This is a genomic window from Kitasatospora purpeofusca (genome assembly GCF_000718025.1).
Taxonomy (GTDB): Bacteria; Actinomycetota; Actinomycetes; order Streptomycetales; family Streptomycetaceae; genus Kitasatospora; species Kitasatospora purpeofusca.
Genome location: NZ_JODS01000018.1, coordinates 205,717 through 220,640 on the forward strand (window position 1 = coordinate 205,717; position 14,924 = coordinate 220,640).

At 73.5% G+C, this 14,924-nt stretch carries 16 protein-coding genes and 1 pseudogene; 7 read left to right on the forward strand and 10 right to left on the reverse strand.

Going from position 1 to position 14,924, the window contains the following annotated elements; translation table 11 throughout:
* Positions 1-121: 121 nt before the first annotated feature.
* Positions 122-940 carry a dimethylargininase gene (gene ddaH, locus IF01_RS0124695; protein WP_030395724.1) on the reverse strand — a complete coding sequence of 273 codons (819 nt, stop codon included), beginning with the start codon at positions 938-940 and terminating at the stop codon, positions 122-124.
* A gap of 330 nt (positions 941-1,270) precedes the next feature.
* Here ddaH and IF01_RS44230 point away from each other — a divergent pair, with 330 nt between their 5' ends.
* The gene (locus IF01_RS44230) at positions 1,271-2,002 is read left to right on the forward strand and encodes a class I SAM-dependent methyltransferase (RefSeq protein ID WP_078880265.1); all 732 of its coding nucleotides are present in this window, start codon (positions 1,271-1,273) and stop codon (positions 2,000-2,002) included.
* 22 nt (positions 2,003-2,024) lie between these two features.
* On the opposite strand, the gene IF01_RS0124705 is transcribed toward IF01_RS44230, so the two are convergent.
* Positions 2,025-3,029, reverse strand: a complete 1,005-nt coding sequence (locus IF01_RS0124705; RefSeq protein WP_030395726.1) for an aldo/keto reductase — start codon at positions 3,027-3,029, stop codon at positions 2,025-2,027.
* 239 nt (positions 3,030-3,268) lie between these two features.
* On the opposite strand from IF01_RS0124705, the gene IF01_RS0124710 reads away from it, so the two are divergent.
* Complete coding sequence (locus tag IF01_RS0124710) at positions 3,269-3,790, forward strand: GNAT family N-acetyltransferase (protein WP_030395727.1); 522 nt, start codon at positions 3,269-3,271, stop codon at positions 3,788-3,790.
* Positions 3,791-3,817: 27 nt separating this feature from the next.
* On the opposite strand, the gene IF01_RS0124715 is transcribed toward IF01_RS0124710, so the two are convergent.
* The 3 genes from IF01_RS0124715 to IF01_RS0124725 form a co-directional block, all read right to left on the reverse strand.
* Positions 3,818-4,321, reverse strand: a complete 504-nt coding sequence (locus tag IF01_RS0124715; RefSeq protein WP_037780987.1) for a DUF3291 domain-containing protein — start codon at positions 4,319-4,321, stop codon at positions 3,818-3,820.
* A 31-nt stretch (positions 4,322-4,352) separates the two neighbouring features.
* Positions 4,353-5,066 (reverse strand): helix-turn-helix transcriptional regulator, encoded by a 714-nt coding sequence (locus IF01_RS0124720; protein WP_030395729.1) that lies wholly within the window; start codon positions 5,064-5,066, stop codon positions 4,353-4,355.
* Between the two features lie 61 nt (positions 5,067-5,127).
* Positions 5,128-5,886: an SOS response-associated peptidase gene (locus tag IF01_RS0124725; RefSeq protein WP_030395730.1), complete on the reverse strand. Its 759-nt coding sequence runs from the start codon at positions 5,884-5,886 to the stop codon at positions 5,128-5,130.
* Positions 5,887-6,027: 141 nt separating this feature from the next.
* Here IF01_RS0124725 and IF01_RS0124730 point away from each other — a divergent pair, with 141 nt between their 5' ends.
* Positions 6,028-7,401, forward strand: a complete 1,374-nt coding sequence (locus IF01_RS0124730; RefSeq protein ID WP_030395731.1) for an NAD(P)/FAD-dependent oxidoreductase — start codon at positions 6,028-6,030, stop codon at positions 7,399-7,401.
* Positions 7,402-7,499: 98 nt separating this feature from the next.
* Positions 7,500-8,783 carry an MFS transporter gene (locus IF01_RS0124735; RefSeq protein ID WP_233290143.1) on the forward strand — a complete coding sequence of 428 codons (1,284 nt, stop codon included), beginning with the start codon at positions 7,500-7,502 and terminating at the stop codon, positions 8,781-8,783.
* Here the strand turns inward: IF01_RS0124735 and IF01_RS0124740 are convergent.
* Positions 8,773-9,297 carry an AAA family ATPase gene (locus tag IF01_RS0124740; RefSeq protein WP_030395733.1) on the reverse strand — a complete coding sequence of 175 codons (525 nt, stop codon included), beginning with the start codon at positions 9,295-9,297 and terminating at the stop codon, positions 8,773-8,775. The two genes, IF01_RS0124735 and IF01_RS0124740, sit on opposite strands and share 11 nt — an antisense overlap.
* Positions 9,298-9,690: 393 nt before the next feature.
* Between IF01_RS0124740 and IF01_RS0124745 the strand changes: the two genes are divergently transcribed.
* Positions 9,691-10,569 (forward strand): carbon-nitrogen hydrolase family protein, encoded by an 879-nt coding sequence (locus IF01_RS0124745; RefSeq protein ID WP_244215618.1) that lies wholly within the window; start codon positions 9,691-9,693, stop codon positions 10,567-10,569.
* Between the two features lie 20 nt (positions 10,570-10,589).
* On the opposite strand, the pseudogene IF01_RS49345 reads toward IF01_RS0124745, so the two are convergent.
* The 3 genes and pseudogenes from IF01_RS49345 to IF01_RS0124760 all read right to left on the reverse strand — a co-directional run.
* Positions 10,590-11,151: pseudogene (locus IF01_RS49345) on the reverse strand (hypothetical protein); the annotation flags it as partial.
* A gap of 58 nt (positions 11,152-11,209) precedes the next feature.
* Entirely contained in the window at positions 11,210-11,560 is a 351-nt protein-coding gene (locus IF01_RS0124755) for a thioredoxin family protein (RefSeq protein WP_030395735.1), read from the reverse strand.
* Between the two features lie 188 nt (positions 11,561-11,748).
* Positions 11,749-12,318, reverse strand: coding sequence for a TetR/AcrR family transcriptional regulator (locus IF01_RS0124760; RefSeq protein ID WP_030395736.1), 570 nt, complete (start codon positions 12,316-12,318; stop codon positions 11,749-11,751).
* Between the two features lie 103 nt (positions 12,319-12,421).
* On the opposite strand from IF01_RS0124760, the gene IF01_RS0124765 reads away from it, so the two are divergent.
* Positions 12,422-13,327, forward strand: coding sequence for an alpha/beta hydrolase family protein (locus IF01_RS0124765; protein WP_030395737.1), 906 nt, complete (start codon positions 12,422-12,424; stop codon positions 13,325-13,327).
* A 66-nt stretch (positions 13,328-13,393) separates the two neighbouring features.
* Here IF01_RS0124765 and IF01_RS0124770 read toward each other — a convergent pair whose 3' ends face one another.
* Positions 13,394-13,900, reverse strand: a complete 507-nt coding sequence (locus IF01_RS0124770) for an ArsR/SmtB family transcription factor (protein WP_030395738.1) — start codon at positions 13,898-13,900, stop codon at positions 13,394-13,396.
* A gap of 57 nt (positions 13,901-13,957) precedes the next feature.
* Here IF01_RS0124770 and IF01_RS0124775 point away from each other — a divergent pair, with 57 nt between their 5' ends.
* Positions 13,958-14,872 carry a S41 family peptidase gene (locus tag IF01_RS0124775; RefSeq protein ID WP_030395739.1) on the forward strand — a complete coding sequence of 305 codons (915 nt, stop codon included), beginning with the start codon at positions 13,958-13,960 and terminating at the stop codon, positions 14,870-14,872.
* Positions 14,873-14,924: the final 52 nt, after the last annotated feature.

The window sequence follows — 14,924 nt, forward strand, 5'->3', positions numbered from 1 at the left end:
TCCCGCGGCCGGCCGCAACGACAGTAGCACCGGGTGGTGCGGGGGCCGCATCCGGTTTTCCGCCGGCCGCCCCCCGCACGCCGTCCGCTACCGGGTGCCCCGGGCGCTCGGGCCGGGCCCGTCAGGCCGGGGCGCCGCGCAGCTCCAGGGTGCAGCACTTCACGCTGCCGCCCGCCTTGAGCAGCTCGGTGACGTCGATCCCGATCGGCTCGAAGCCCCGCTCCCGCAGCCGCGCCGCCAGCCCGACCGCCGCCTCCGGCAGCACCACCCGGCGGCCGTCCGAGACGGCGTTGAGGCCGAACACGGCCGCGTCCTCGTCGGTGGCGAGCACGGCGTCCGGGTACAGCCCGGCCAGGGTGCGCCGGCTCTCGGGGGAGAAGGCGGCCGGGTAGTACATGACCTCGTCGTGGTCGAGCACCGCGAGCGCGGTGTCCAGGTGGTAGTAGCGCGGGTCGGCCAGCTCCAGGGTGACCACGGGGCGCCCGAGGACGCGCTCCGTCTCGGCGTGCGCCCGCCGGTCCGTGCGGAAGCCGGTGCCGGCCAGGATGCGGTCGCCGACCAGCAGGTAGTCGCCCTCGCCCTCGTTGGTGAACTCGGCCCGGTGCACCGCCCGGTAGCCGCGCGAACGGAACCACTCCACGTACGCCGGCGCCTCGTCCGCGCGCTCCTCGTGCCGGAACCGGGCGACCAGGGCGGTGCCGTCGACCACGGTCGCGCCGTTGGCCGCGAACACCATGTCGGGCAGGCCGGGCAGCGGCTCGATCAACTCGACGGTGTGGCCCAGCTCCTGGAACAGCGCGTACAACTGCTCCCACTGGGCGACGGCGCGGTCGGCGTCGGTCGGCTTAGCCGGCTCCATCCACGGGTTGATCGAGTAGTCGACCGTGAAGTGCGTCGGACGGCACATCAGGTAGTGGCGCGTGCGGGCGGTACGGGACACGGGCGGTGGACTTCCTTCCGGCGGGGTGGTGCGGGAGGGACCGGACGGGTGCGGGGTGCGCCCCGCCGGTTGCCCCGAGCGTGCCGGGCGCGGCGATCGCGGACATGGCCGCGACATGCACGGTGATCGGACGGCGGCGGTCCGGCCGGGGTCGGCGTGCCCGGCGGCGTCGGCGCAGGTCGGGGAGCCGCAGGCCGGGGACGGCGCCGGACGTCCACAAGGGGTGCGCGCTCCACGACACGCGGGCAGGAACGTGCCTGCGCGGCCGGTGCGGGGCGCTGCGGTGGACTGGCCCGGCCGGACACGCCGCGTCGACGAGGAGACCGCGCCATGGGGACCATGCGGACCAGCACGGGAGCGGGCACGAGTACGGAGAAAGGTACGGGCACAGCGACGGGAACGGCGCCGGACGCGGCCACCGGCCTGGACCGGCGCCGGGTGCTGCTGGACGTCGGCGCCGGCGAGGGCCGGACCACCGCCCACCTCGCGCAGTACTTCGAGCGCACGGTGGCGATCGAGCCCAGCGCGGTGATGCGCGAGCGGCTCCGCGCCGTCTGCCCGGACGCCCTCGTCCTGCCGGACCCGATCGACGCGGCCGAACCGCCCGAGCCGGCGGACCTCGTCCACCTCTCCCACGTGCTCTACTACGTGCCGCCGGAGGACTGGCTGCGCACCGTCGGCCGGGTCCTGGACTGGGCGGCGCCCGGCGGGACGCTGCTGGTCGTGCTGCAGAACCCGGACAGCCCCTGCATGCGGATGGCCGCGCACTTCGCCGGCGTGCGCTACGACCTGCGGCCGCTCGCCGAGCAGTTGGCGGAACAGGGACCGGAGCACGCGGTGGCCCTGGAGACCCTCGACCTCTGCTACCGGACGGACCGGCTGGCGGAGGCGGTGGACGTCGCGGAGTTCATGGTGAACGTGGCCGACCTGGCCGTCCTGGACCGGCTGCCCGACCGGGACGAACTGACCGCCTACGTCGAGCGCCATTTCGCCCGGCCGGACGGCGGCTACGCCATCGGCCACACCCAGGACATGCTGACGGTCCGCCGCGCCCCGCGCTGACGGCGCCGCCCGCCCGGAACCGTCAGGCCCAGGGCAGCGCCGAGCGCGTGCTCCAGTACCGCCCGGCCGGTTCGGCGAGCGACGCGAGACCGGCCGACGCGGCGGCGTCGAGGGCGAGCCCGACGGCGTCCAGGTTCGAGGCGAGCTGGTCGGTGGTGGCCGCACCGGAGAGCACCACGTCCGCCCAGGGCTGCGCGGCGACGGCCGCCAGCGCGAGGGCGTCGCAGGAGGCGCCGGTCCGGGCGGCGAGCTCGCGCAGGGCGGCGGTGTCCGGACCGGTGGCGTTGCGGTCGGCGAGCCGGCCGTTGGCCATGCCCTCCTTGACCACGACGAGCAGGCCCGCCGCGTGCGCCTCGGCCAGCGCCGGGCCGGCCGAGGGCTCCAGCAGGTTCCAGGTCGACTGCACGGCGCCGAACAGCGGCCGGCCGTCCACCGTCACCGCCAGCGCCGCCCGGACCGCCGCCGCCTGCTCCGGGCCGCTGGTCGACAGGCCGACCCGCACGCCCTCGGCGGCCAGCGCGGCCAGCCGGGCGTGCAGTGCGGGGTCGCTGAGCGCGGGGCTGTCCGGCGTGACCGAGTGCACCAGGTAGACGTCCGGACGGCGGCCCAGCAGCGCGAGGCTCTCCCGCACCTGACGGTCGAAGACGGCCGTCGAGTGCTCCTTGACCTCGTGCACCGGCACCCCGGAGGCCTGCCAGTCGGCGGTGTAGGTGTATCCCCACTTGCTGCCGACCGTCACCTCGGCCGCGGCCTGCGGCCGGGCGGCGAGCCAGGCGCCGAGGAACTCCTCCGCGCGGCCGTAGGAACGGGCGGTGTCGAAGTAGCGCACGCCGGCGGCGAACGCGGCGTCGAGCAGGGCGTGGGTCCGCGCGCGCAGGGCGTCCACGGTGCGCTCGGCCGGGAGGTCGAGGTCGCGGCCGAGCGTGATGTACCCGGGCCGTCCGACGGCCGCGGTGCCCAACCCGAACCGCGCGATCGACGGTCCGGACGGTCCGGAGGCTTCGGCGGCGGCGTGGGCGGTGGGCATGGCGGGCCTCCATCGGCAGGTCGGGTAGGCAGATGCGCAGGTCGGCGGGACGCGGTGGGGTCCGCCCCGTCGCACCCTATCCGCCCCGCCGCCCCCGACCGGCTCCCGACCGGCCCCTGACCTGCGCCTGACCTGCGCCGACAGCCCCCCGCCGCCGTCCGCTCCCGTGCTGGTGCCTATGCTCCTGTGTCGAATGTGTCGAATGTGTCCGAGCGAGGACCATTGCGGGGAGGGCCGTCATGACCTACCGGATCGAGCGGATCGGCCGGACGGACACGGACTGGGAGCGGTTGCGGGAGGTGCGCCTCGCGCAGCTGATGGACACCCCGATGGCCTTCCTGGAGACCTACGAGACGGCGCTGGCACACGGCGACGAGGAGTGGCACTCCCGGATCCGCCGGGTCAACGAGCCCGGCAGCGTCGGTCTGGCGGCCGTGCACGACGACGGCACCGGGGCGGGGGAGTGGGTCGGGACGATGATCGGCTTCACGCCCGAGCCCGGGACGGCGCTGCTGGTCGGCGTCTGGGTCCACCCGGAGCACCGGGGCCGCGAGCGCGGGGTGACGGACACCATGCTGGATGCGATCGTCGCCTGGGCCCGGGAGACGGGCGCGCGGCGCCTGCTGCTGACCGTGCACGAGGACAACGCCAGGGCCGCCGCCTTCTACCGGCGCCGGGGCTTCGAACTCACCGGCGGCACCAAGCCCTACCCGCTGGACCCGGCCGCCCGCGAACTGGAGATGGCACTGCCGCTGGTCTGACCGGACCCGCTCTCCTCCTCTGCCCCTTCACCCCGTCAGCGACCGGGCCTCCTCCGCGCTGAACGCGGAGGCGAAGGTGAACGCCCGCGGCGAGGGCCCGTGCGCCCGTAGGTGCGCCAGCCGCTCCAGCGCCTCGCCGACGTCCGGACGGTGCCCGGCGGGCACCCACCAGAGCACCAGATGCGCCTCGACGTGCCGTGCGAACCATTCGCGCCGGCGCCGCATCGCCTCCAAGTGCCCACTGCGGTAGGCGAATTCCCACAGGGCTTCGTGGTTCTCCCAGACCGACAGGTTGACGATGACGTCCGCGCCCGCCGGGCGCAGGCCGGTGGCGTCGTCCGTGCCGTCCTCGACCAGCCGCCAGACGAATCCGGGCGCCCCGTCGGCGGCGGCGTTGACCGGGTCGAGCAGCTCGACGAACGGCGCGATCCGCGGGTCGTCGATCGGGTGGAGCAGCGTGGCGAGGTTGAGTTGGGCGAGCTGGGCGGGCTGATCGTGCAGGGCGGGATGAGCAGGCCGGGACGAAGTCATGCCTCATCCCAGCACGGCCCGAGTTTCTATGTCAATCATCATTGTTTTTAGAAGCCTCGACCACCACACAGCACTCGCCCGGCCGCGCGTCCATCCGCGCCCGGACCGGACCGTCCGTCCCCAACAGCCCTTCCAGCAGTGCGAGGTTCATACCGCACACCAGCGGTGGGAACTGCTCGGCGACGGCGTGGAAGGGGCAGTTGCGCATCCGGACCGCCGTCGCCGCGCCGTCGTCACCGTCGTCACCGCCGTCACCGTCGTCCTCGTTGGCCTGCTCGCCCCGCACCGGGTACGGCTCGTAGCCGCGCGCGGCCAGTAGCTCCATCGCCCGGTCGAGGTCGCCGCAGGGCGCACCCGCTCCGCGCAGCGCCTCCCCCCGGCGGCGCGCGGCCTCCTGGAGCGCGAGGTCCACTCCGGCCGACTCGGCCGCCCCGGCGAGCAGTTCGGCGGCAGTGCGGTAGTCGCGGGCGGGCAGCGACACCGCGTGTTCGGCGCGCGCCCGGGTGTACACCTTGGCGGGTCGGCCCGCCCCCGGGCCGGAGCGGCCGGTCAGCCGACGGCTGCCGCTCTCCAGCAGTCCGGCCTCGGTGAGCCGGTCGAGGTGGTGCGCGGCGAGCGTGCGGGCCACCGCCGCGCCCTCGGCCGCCTCGTTCCGGCCGACCTCGCGGCCCTGCGCCACCACGTACTCGTACAGTCGGCGCCGCACTGGGTCCTGCAGCACCGCGATCGCGTCGATGTCCTCCATCCGGCCATCCTAAGAACAACGCGGATCGCCGTTAGAAGCCCCGCCCGTCGGAGCCCTGCCTTCAGGCGTAGTGGCCGCCGGTGACGTCCGGCAGCGGGTCCGCCACCGCGTCCAGCAGCTGCGGGCCGTCGTTGCGGACGCTGTTCACCGTCGTCGCGACCGGTCGCACCTGCAGGTCGCTCGCCGGTGCGTGCAGCAGGCCGCGGACCTCGGCGGGGTCGGTGACGCTCGGGTCGAGCCAGGCGTCCAGGGTGTCGGTGGTGAGGGTGACCGGCATCCGGTCGTGGATCCGGCCGGCCGCGTCGGTGGCCTCGGTGGTCAGCACGGTGCAGGTCACCAGCCACGCGTCCGTGTCCTCGGGCGCCGTGCGGTCGCGCCAGAACTCGTACAGCCCGGCCATCAGCAGCAGGCCGCCGTCCGGCCGGTGGAGGTAGTAGGGCTGCTTGTACGCCTTGCGCCCGTCCGCCGCCGGCACCGGGCGCCACTCGAAGTACCCGTCGGCGGGCACCACGCAGCGCCGCTCCTTGAACGCCTTGCGGAACGCCGGCTTCTCGGCGGCCGTCTCCACCCGCGCGTTGATCATCCGCGCGCCGGAGCCCGGGTCCTTCGACCAGGACGGCACCAGCCCCCAGCGCAGCGACCTCACCTGGCGCGTGATCTCCCCGGTCTCCCGGTCGACCCGTTCCAGCACGCTCGCCACCTCGTCGGTCGGCGCGACGTTCCACGAGGGCGCGAGGGCCTCCGCGGCCGGCCACAGCGAGGCGCGCAGCAGTTCCGCCAGATCCGGCGGGGTGGTGGTGGAGACGAATCGACCGCACATGCGCCTCATCCTGCCCGCACCGGACCCCGCCCGTCACGCATCCCGCGCCTCCCGGGTCTCCCGCATCACCCGGGCCCCGGCCGCCGCCCCAAGATCATCAGGCGGTAGGCTCCATCCGCAACACGACGCGAAGGGGAGCCAGTGGCGCGGGTTGCAGTGATCGGTGGCGGTATCGGCGGCCTGGGGGCCGCGCTCATGCTCGGGCGACGGGGGCACACCGTCACCCTCTTCGAGCAGGACACCCGGGAGGCCGGGGACGACCTGCACCGGGACTTCTTCCACTGGGACCGCCCCCGCGTCCCGCAGGCCGTCCAGCCGCACTCCCTGCTTGCTCCGGTGCGCACGGTGCTGCACGCCGAGGCGCCGGACGTCTACGCGGACCTGCTGGCGCGCGGCGCCCGGGAGTACCACGAGTTCGACTGGTTCGACGAGCACCCGCCGCACCGGGCCGGCGACGAGGAACTGGTGACCCTCCGCACCCGCCGGATCGTGCTGGAGGCCGCCCTGGCCTCGGCCGTGCGGCGCGAGCCCACCGTCGACGTGCGGCGCGGCCACCGGGTCGACGGCCTCACCTTCGCGCCGGGCGACCCCGCCCGGGTCACCGGCGTCACCGTCGGCGCGGACACCCACCCGGCGGACCTGGTCGTCGACGCGGCCGGCCGTCGCTCCCCGGTCCCCGGGATGCTCGTCGCGGCGGGCTGCCGCCCGCCCGTGGTCGAGAGCCACCGCGCCGGGATCGCCTACCTGTGCCGCTGGTACCGCGTCCGGGAGGACGGCCCCCGCGACCCGGGCCGGCTGCGGAACGGCTCGTCCACGCCGTTCGCGCTCGCCGGGGTCTTCCCCTCCGACAACGACACCTTCGCGGTGAACGTGGTCGTCTCCACCACGGAACCGACCCGGGGCGCGCTCACCGACCCCGCCGTGTTCGAGGCCGTCGCCCGCAGCTTCCCCGCCACCGCCGCCTGGCTCGACCTGGCCGCCGAACCGCTCTCCGACGTCCTGGCGATGGCCGGCCTGGACAACCGCTGGACCTCCCTCGTCGACGACGAGGGCCCCGTCGTCACCGGCCTGGTCAACGCCGGGGACAGCCTCGTCCACACCAACCCGACCCTCGGCCACGGCGCGGCCCTCGGCCTGCGCGCCGCCCAGTACCTCGCCGGCCACGTCGAGGAGACGGTCGCGGACCCGGGCGGCTACCACGACTGGACGGTGCGGGCCCTGCGCCCCTGGTTCGACGCCCAGGTGGCGGCCGACCGTGTCGCCGGGCAGCGCCTCGCCGAGGGCGCGGAGTCCACCGACCGGCGGGCCGCCGCCCTCGCCGCCTGCGCCTTCGACGACCCCGTCGTGATGCGGGCCCGCGCGCAGGTGCGACACCTGCTGCGCACGCCCGGCGAGGCGTACGCGACCGCCGAGGTCGACCGCAGCGTCACCGCCTGGCTGGCCGCCCGCCCGGACTTCGAGCCGACGCACGACGGCCCGACCCGCGCCGAGTGGGACGCCCTCGTCCCGGCCTGACGCCGGATGTCCGTACCGGTCCGCGCTCCTGTCCGGGAAGTGTGCGAACGGCCGGTGCGCCGGCGGACGCCGAGAGGCCCGCTGTTAGCCTCGTCGACATGATCATGATGAAGCGGGGGGCCGGGCGGAAGGTGTCCGAGGAGTCGGAGGCCGGTCCGCAACGGGCCCTGATCGCCGCGTGTTTCGTCAACCGGGTGGGCAACGGCCTCTTCAACGCCGCGTCCGTCCTCTACTTCACGCTCGTGGTGCACCTGCCCGCCACCCAGGTCGGGGCGGGCCTGACGATCGCCGGCCTCTGCGGCCTGGCGGCCGGCATCCCGGCGGGCAACCTGGCCGACCGGTACGGGCCGCGGGTCATCTGGCTGACCTCCCTCGTCGTCCAGGCGGTCAGCATGGCCGCGTTCGTGCTCATCGACAGCTGGCTCGCGTTCGTGCTGCTGGCCACGGTGGACCGGCTGGCCGCCTCGGCGGGCGGCGCCGCGGGCGGCGCGCTCATCGCCAGGGCCGGCGGCGAGCGGCCCGCCGCGTTCCGGGCCAGGCTCCGCACCTACGTCAACCTCGGCGTGGTCATGGGCACCCTGGGCGCGGCCGTCGCCCTCCAGATCGACACCCGCGCCGCCTACACCGCGCTGATCCTCGCCAACGCCGCCAGCTTCGCCGGAGCCGCACTGGTCGCACTGCTCGGCGTCCCCGCCTACCCGCCGCTGCCCCGGCCCGAGCAGCACCGCCAGTGGTCGGTCCTGGCCGACCGGCCGTACGTGTCCTTCGTCGCCCTCTACAGCGCCATGGGCCTGCAGTACCAGACCGTCTCGCTGCTCCTGCCGATCTGGCTCAGCGCCCACACCGACGCACCGCGCTGGACCGTGGCGGCGGTCTACGCGATCAACAGCGGCGTCTGCGTGCTGCTCCAGAGCAGGCTCGGCGCCAAGGTGGAGACCCCCCGTCAGGGCGGGCGCGCCTTCCGCCTCGCCGGGCTGATGTTCCTGCTCAGCTGCCCCCTGATGGCACTGACCGCCGACGTCCCCGCCTGGGTGGCGCCGGTGCTGGCCGTGCTCGCGGTGGTCCTCCACAGCATCGGCGAGGTGTGGGAGTCCTCGGCCGGCTACGCCCTCGGCTTCGGCCTCGCACCCGACCACGCCCAGGGCCAGTACCAGGGCCTGCTCGGCATCGGCTTCAACGCCGGTCAGGCCCTCGCGCCGCTGGTCCTGACCGGCGCCGTGCTCGGCCTCGGCCACACCGGCTGGCTGCTCCTCGGCCTCTTCTTCGCCGCCCTCGGCGCCGTGGCCCCGCCCCTGGCCGGCTGGGCCGAGCGCACCCGCCCGGCGCCTCCGGCCCCCGACGTCCAAGCCCCCGCCGACGCCTCCGCCCGGCTCAGCCCGTGACCGCCTCCGCGATCCGCCGGGCGGCCTGGGCAGGCGTGAGGTGCGTGGTGTCGACGACCTCGGCCTCCGCGTGCAGCCAGGTGCGGGCCGCCTCGGCGTAGGGCTCCAGATACCTGAGGCGGAACGGCGAGGGGCCGCCGAGCACGGTGTCCCCCTCGATCCGCCCGCGCAGCGTCTCCTGGTCGGCGTGGAGGACGAAGTGCCGTACGGGGATGCCGTGCTGGGCCAGGCCCGTGCTGATCTCGCGCCAGTACCGCTCGACCAGGACGGTCATCGGCATCACCAGCGTGCCCCCGGTGTAGTCGAGCACCCGCCGCGCGGTCTCCACCACGAGCGGCCGCCACGGCGGCCAGTGCTGGAAGTTGCCGGTGTCGGGCAGCCCCGGCGTGATGTCCATGAGCGTCTCGCCGACCTTCTCGGCGTCGAGCACCCGCGACTCCGGAATCAGCGGCTGCACCAGCGCCGCCGTCGTCGTCTTGCCCGCACCGTGGGTGCCGTTGAGCCATACGATCATGCGCCCGATCCTAGATGGGTAGTTCCGATGTCGGTCAGTAGTCGTATGCGATCAGTGAGTGGGTGGCGGTGGTTGACGGGGGCTGTGGGCGACGGCATGATGACGGACTGCGTGGCCTACGCCGAACCTCCCGCGACCGTCCCCAGCACGGTCTCCCATCGGAGGCAAAGGGACTAGCGTCTCAGGTCGCTGTCGCAGCCCGATCGCCTCGGGCGAGGTTGCTGGGGAACGGTCGCTCAGGCGTGGAAGGCCGCGATGACAGCCCGCAGGAACTTCAAGCGCCAGGTGCGCGCCCGTGCCGCTAAGACCGGCGAGTCCTACACGTCTGCCCTCCGGCACTTCCGTCCGACTCCATCAGGAGACGTCATGTCGGAAGTAAGGAACCCCAAGAGCGTGCGGCTTGCCGTCGCGCAGACCCCCGTCCGCGAGGACCCCCGAGATGTGGACGCGCTGCGCGAAAGCGGCCGTCAGGTCCGTGCTCTGATGCGCGAGGCGGGTGCTCGGGGCGCGAGGATCGTGCACTTCCCGGAAGGCGCGATCTGCTTTCCCCACAAGCTCGTCATGTCCGTGGATGGCCCGGACGCGGTCGGCCCGGCGGACTGGGACCGGTGCCAGTGGCCGGTTCTGCGAGCAGAGTTGGCTGCGATCACCGAGCTGGCAGGCGAGTTGCGGCTGTGGACGGTGATCGCCTCGGTGCACCGCCTGACTGAGCCGAACCGCCCGCACAACAGCCTTTACGTCATCTCCGATCGCGGCGAGGTGGTCACGCGCTACGACGAGCGCCTGCTGTCGAACACGAAGGTCTCGTACATGTACTCGCCGGGCATTTCACCGGTGACCTTCGATGTCGACGGTGTGCGTTTCGGCTGCCTGCTCGGCATGGAGATCCACTACCCGGAGTTGTTCGCCGAGTACGAGAGCCTGGACGTCGACTGCGTTCTGTTCTCCACGACCGGCGTCTCCCCGGGCAACGCCGCCGCCCAAGCCCAGGGCCACGCCGCGGCGAACAGCTACTGGGTCAGCTTTTCGGTGCCGTCGCAGCACAGCGCCACCGCGCCGTCCGGAGTCATCGCCCCGGGCGGCGATTGGCTTGAACGGTGCCCCGCGGACGGTTCGCCGTCGGTGGCGGTCGTGGACCTCGACGACGGTTCCGAGGCCGCCGCAGAAGCAGTGGCTTACGCGCGTCCCTGGCGTCGCAAGTCGCGCGCCGGCCTGTACGCAGGGCACCAGGTGACCGATCCGCGCAGCGAGGACCGCTCTGCGGCCTTCTAGGACAAGCAGGTCCGATGCGGTCAGTGGTCGCAGGCGATCAGCGAGCGGGTGACCGGTGTGCCGATCAGGTTGTTGTGCCAGATGCCGGCGGCCGCCCGGGTGACCCGCTGGGTCACCCGGGCGGCCACGCCCTCGAAGGTCCGTCCACCGTGTCGTTCCAGGTCAAGCTGCCCTTTGAGGGTGTCGTTGACCGACTCGATCAGCTGGCGGACCTTCTTGAGCATCGGCTCGCCGTATCGCTTCTTCTCGCGCTTGAGTGACGGCCTCAGGAGTTCGATGCCCTGCTCGGCGAGGTCCTTCTCGAACGGCTCGGAGGCGAATCCCTTGTCCGTCATGAGCAGGATGCCGCTGCGCGCGGCCACCAAGTCGGCCTCGACTTCGAGCATCGCCGCCAGGACCTCGCGTTCGCCTCATGCGCTTGAGCAGTGGCAGTGCCGACTTCAACCGCTTGCTGTAGCCGGGCCGTTGGGGCAGGTAGGGGAACATGTCGGACAGGTGCTTGTTCGCGTAGCGCAGCCAGCGGGCTTCGGAGTGGTAGCCGAGCAGGGCCTGGGCGACCGCGAGGCAGACGAGTTCGGAGTCCCGGACGGTCCTCACCCGGTGTACCGGTGTCCCGGGGCTCCGTCCGGGTTCGGGGCCGTCAGCTGTCCCCGCCGGGCCGGAGGTGGGCGTCCAGGAAGGCCCGGACGCCCGCCCCGTCGGTCGCCTCCGTCGTGGTGGCCACCGCTTCGCCGTCCAGGACGAGCACGAAGGTCGGCGCGCCCAGCACCCCGTACCGTGCGGTGGCCGCCGGGCAGCGCACGATGTCGGTGCGGACGACGGCGACGCGGCCCGCGTACTCGCGGGCCACGTCCTTGACCACCGGTTCCAGGTCCTTGCAGGCGGCGGCCCACACGCCCCAGAAGTACGCGAGCACCGGACCGTCGACGTGCGCGAGCACGAAGTCGAATTCCGCGTCCTCCTTGGGATGGTGCACCCCGACTGCTGCCATGCGGTCTTCTCCTTCGTCGTCGCGACCGGCTCGCTCGCCGCCCCATTCTCCCTGGTCTTCTCCCTGGTCGGCGCTCCGCCGGCGGCACCCGTGCCTCGGAGCCCGGGCGCGAGCCGTCGGCGCCGCCCGCAACGGACTCGTCGCCGGAAGCCGGGGCCCCGGCCTGCCGCTGGGCGCCTCCCTTGTGCCTATGCCCCGCTGCGGCACCCCGCGAGGAGGGCGGCGACCATCCGTGCCACCTCGTCCCGGCCGTAGTCGGGGCCGGTGATGGAGAGGTTGCCGATGGCGCGCATCAACGTGTAGGCGGTGATGCCGGGTTCGAGTTCGCCGGCGGCCGTGCAGGCGTCCAGGAGTGTCGCGCAGGCGGGGACCAGGGTGTCGAGCATCAGGGTGTGGAGGTTCTCCAGCCCCGGGTCGCCGGACCCGAGTGCCGCGCCGAGGCCGTGCTTGGTCACCAGGAACTCCACGAACGCGTCCGCCCAGCGGGTCAGGGCGGTGAACGGGGAGTCGGACTCCGCCAGCAGCCGGGGCGCGAGCGCGGCGCAGGTGTCGATCTGGTGCCGGTAGACGGCGGTGACGAGGTCGGCCCGGGTCGGGAAGTTCCGGTAGAGCGTGCCGACGCCGACGCCGGCGCGTTCGGCGATGTCCCGGACGGGGGCCTGGACCCCCTGCTCCACGAAGACCGCCGCGGCGGCCGCCAGTACGCCGTCGCGGGTGCGCTGCGCCTGTGCTTGGCGTACTCCGACCGGTTCCGGCACGGGCTTCTCCTTTACTCGCGGAACAATGTTCCGCTAGATTGGCGGAACGCTGCTCCGCCAAATTATGGCAGAGCCTTCTCCTGGAGAAAGCGCAGGTCCCCCCATGTCCGTCCACCCCCTGGACCAGCGGATCGTCTCGGTCAAGCCCATTGCCGTCCCCGCACCCGGCCGCAGTGTCGAACTGCAGGTGAAGGTCACCGCCCCACTGGCGGGCCGGAACCTTCCCGTCATCGTGTTCTCCCACGGCAACGCCTGGTCCCTCGACGGGTACGAGCCCCTCGTCGACCGCTGGGCCGCGGCCGGATTCGTCGTCGTGCAGCCCACCCACCTGGACTCCCGCCGTTACGGCATCGGCTGGGAGGACCCGCGCTTCGCCGGCATCTGGCGGGTGCGGATCGCCGACCTCCACGCCGTCCTCGACCACCTCGGCGACATCCTTCGCCAGGTGGACGGCCTGGAGGCCCGGGTCGACCGCGGACGCGTCGCGGTCGCCGGCCACTCCTGGGGCGCCCAGACGGCCGGCGCGGTCCTCGGCACGCGCGTGCTCGACGCCGACGGCGTGCCCGGCGAGGACTTCTCCCACCCCGCCGTCACGGCCGGCGCACTGATCGCCGCGACCGGAGCCGGCGACACGCTCACCCCGTTCGCCGTCGAGCACCTGCCGTTCATGAGGCCGGACTACTCCACCATGACCGTCCCCACCCTGGTCGTCGCGGGCGGCAAGGACCAATCGCGGCTCTCCATGCGGGGGCCGGACTGGTTCACCGACGCCTACCACCTCGCCCCGTCCCCGAAGAGCCTGCTCGCGGTCGCCGAGGGTGAGCACACCATGGGCGGCGTCGCCGGCGAGGCGGTCGCCGAGACCACCGACGAGGACCCCGCCCGCGTCGCCCTCGTCGCCGACGCGATCTCCGCCTACCTCCTCGACGCGCTCAAGGTCGACGGCACCGCCTGGGCCGCCTTCAACGACGCTGCCAGCGAAGGCGGTTGGAGCCTCTCCGGCAAGTGATCCCCGCCGGTCCGGCCCGGTCCCGCCAGTCTGGCCCGGTCCCGCCCGGCCCCGCCCTGCCGGCCGCTACGTCCCGGCCTGCTGGTAGAGCGTCACCAGGAGGCCGTGCACCGGCTCGCCCTCCGGCTCCTCCTCCGCCCCGTCGACCAGTTCGGCCAGCGCCTTGGCGAGCCGGGCCGCCTTGGCCGAACTTAGCCGAATATGACGAAGCGTCAGAAGATGGTCGACGGGGGAGCGTTCCAACTCCTGGGCGACGGCGCCGAACAGCGCGGCGGTGCCCTCGGCCCGGGGCCGGGCGACGACCATCCGCTCGGCCGTCCGCCGGTAGTACTTCTCGGTGCCGCCGCGCACCTGTCGCGTTCCCGCCTCCTGGATCAGCCCCGCCTCGCCCAGCACCCGGAGGTGGTGGGAGACGCTGCCCTTGTTCACCCCCAGCTGCGCGGCGAGCCGGCTGATCGTCGACGGCCGGCCGCTCAGCGCGAACAGCAGGCGCTGACGGGTGGGGTGGGCGAGGGCGGTGTGCTGCTGGGGCGTGCTGATCCGCTGGACGCTGTCGTCCGGTTGATGGCTCACCCAATCAAGCGTTAAGTACGATTGACGCTTTGGCAAGCCGCTGGTCTACTCCCTCCCATGACTTCCACCACATCGTCACCCGCGCTGGACACCGCCACCGTCGTCGAGTCGGTCGCCGACCTGGTCCGCGAGCACTACGTCTTCCCGGACGTCGCCCGGGAACTGGCGGACCTGCTGCGCCGCCGGAACGCCGAGGACGCCTACCCGGCCGGTTCCGCCGAGGAGTTGGCCGACGCCGTCACCGCGGACCTGCGATCCGTCAACGGTGACCTGCACCTGGCCCTGAAGCACCACGACGTGCCGGTGCCGTCCGGGCAGGGCGAGGCGGTGCTCGCCGAGATGCGGCGGAAGTTCGACGCCAACCTGGGCGGCGTTCCGCGGGTCGAGCTCCTCGACGGCGGCGTCGCGGTGCTGGAGATCTCGTCCCACATGTTCCCGCTCGACTGGGCCGCGCAGCCGCTGGCCGCGGCGCTCTCGCTGGTGGCACCGGCCGAGGCACTCATTCTGGACCTGCGCCGCAACCTCGGCGGCGACCCGGACACCGTGGCCTTCGTCTGCGGCTACCTGCTCGACGGCCGCACCCACCTCAACACGATGCTCTCGAAGCAGGGGGAGCGGGTCGCGCAGTCCTGGACGCCCCCGTTCGTGCCGGGTGCCCGCTTCGGCGCCGACAAGCCGCTCTACGTCCTGACGAGCGGAAAGACCTTCTCCGCGGGCGAGGAACTCGCCTACGACCTGCAGCAGCTCGGCCGCGCCGAGATCGTCGGCGAGGCCACCCGCGGCGGCGCCCACCCGCGCGACGGCTGGACGGTGCACCCGCACCTGGAACTCAGCGTCCCCGTCGCCCGCGCCGTCAACCCGGTCTCGGGCACCAACTGGGAGGGCACCGGCGTCCGCCCCGACGTCCCCTGCGCCGCCGAGGACGCACTCGACCTCGCCCTGTCCCTGTCCCTGGCGCGCCTGGCTGAGTAGTCCCGGCCGGGTGGCGCCGCGGGGGTGGAGCTGTGCCACGACAGGGGTCCGG

Excerpts from the sequence above, each read along its gene's own strand:
- IF01_RS44230 (WP_078880265.1), top strand. The coding sequence starts at position 1,271 with ATGGGGACCATGCGGACCAGCACGGGAGCGGGCACGAGTACGGAGAAA.
- IF01_RS0124705 (WP_030395726.1), bottom strand. The coding sequence starts at position 3,029 with ATGCCCACCGCCCACGCCGCCGCCGAAGCCTCCGGACCGTCCGGACCG.
- IF01_RS0124710 (WP_030395727.1), top strand. The coding sequence starts at position 3,269 with ATGACCTACCGGATCGAGCGGATCGGCCGGACGGACACGGACTGGGAG.
- IF01_RS0124715 (WP_037780987.1), bottom strand. The coding sequence starts at position 4,321 with ATGACTTCGTCCCGGCCTGCTCATCCCGCCCTGCACGATCAGCCCGCC.
- IF01_RS0124720 (WP_030395729.1), bottom strand. The coding sequence starts at position 5,066 with ATGGAGGACATCGACGCGATCGCGGTGCTGCAGGACCCAGTGCGGCGC.
- IF01_RS0124725 (WP_030395730.1), bottom strand. The coding sequence starts at position 5,886 with ATGTGCGGTCGATTCGTCTCCACCACCACCCCGCCGGATCTGGCGGAA.
- IF01_RS0124735 (WP_233290143.1), top strand. The coding sequence starts at position 7,500 with ATGATCATGATGAAGCGGGGGGCCGGGCGGAAGGTGTCCGAGGAGTCG.
- IF01_RS0124740 (WP_030395733.1), bottom strand. The coding sequence starts at position 9,297 with ATGATCGTATGGCTCAACGGCACCCACGGTGCGGGCAAGACGACGACG.
- IF01_RS0124755 (WP_030395735.1), bottom strand. The coding sequence starts at position 11,560 with ATGGCAGCAGTCGGGGTGCACCATCCCAAGGAGGACGCGGAATTCGAC.
- IF01_RS0124765 (WP_030395737.1), top strand. The coding sequence starts at position 12,422 with ATGTCCGTCCACCCCCTGGACCAGCGGATCGTCTCGGTCAAGCCCATT.
- IF01_RS0124775 (WP_030395739.1), top strand. The coding sequence starts at position 13,958 with ATGACTTCCACCACATCGTCACCCGCGCTGGACACCGCCACCGTCGTC.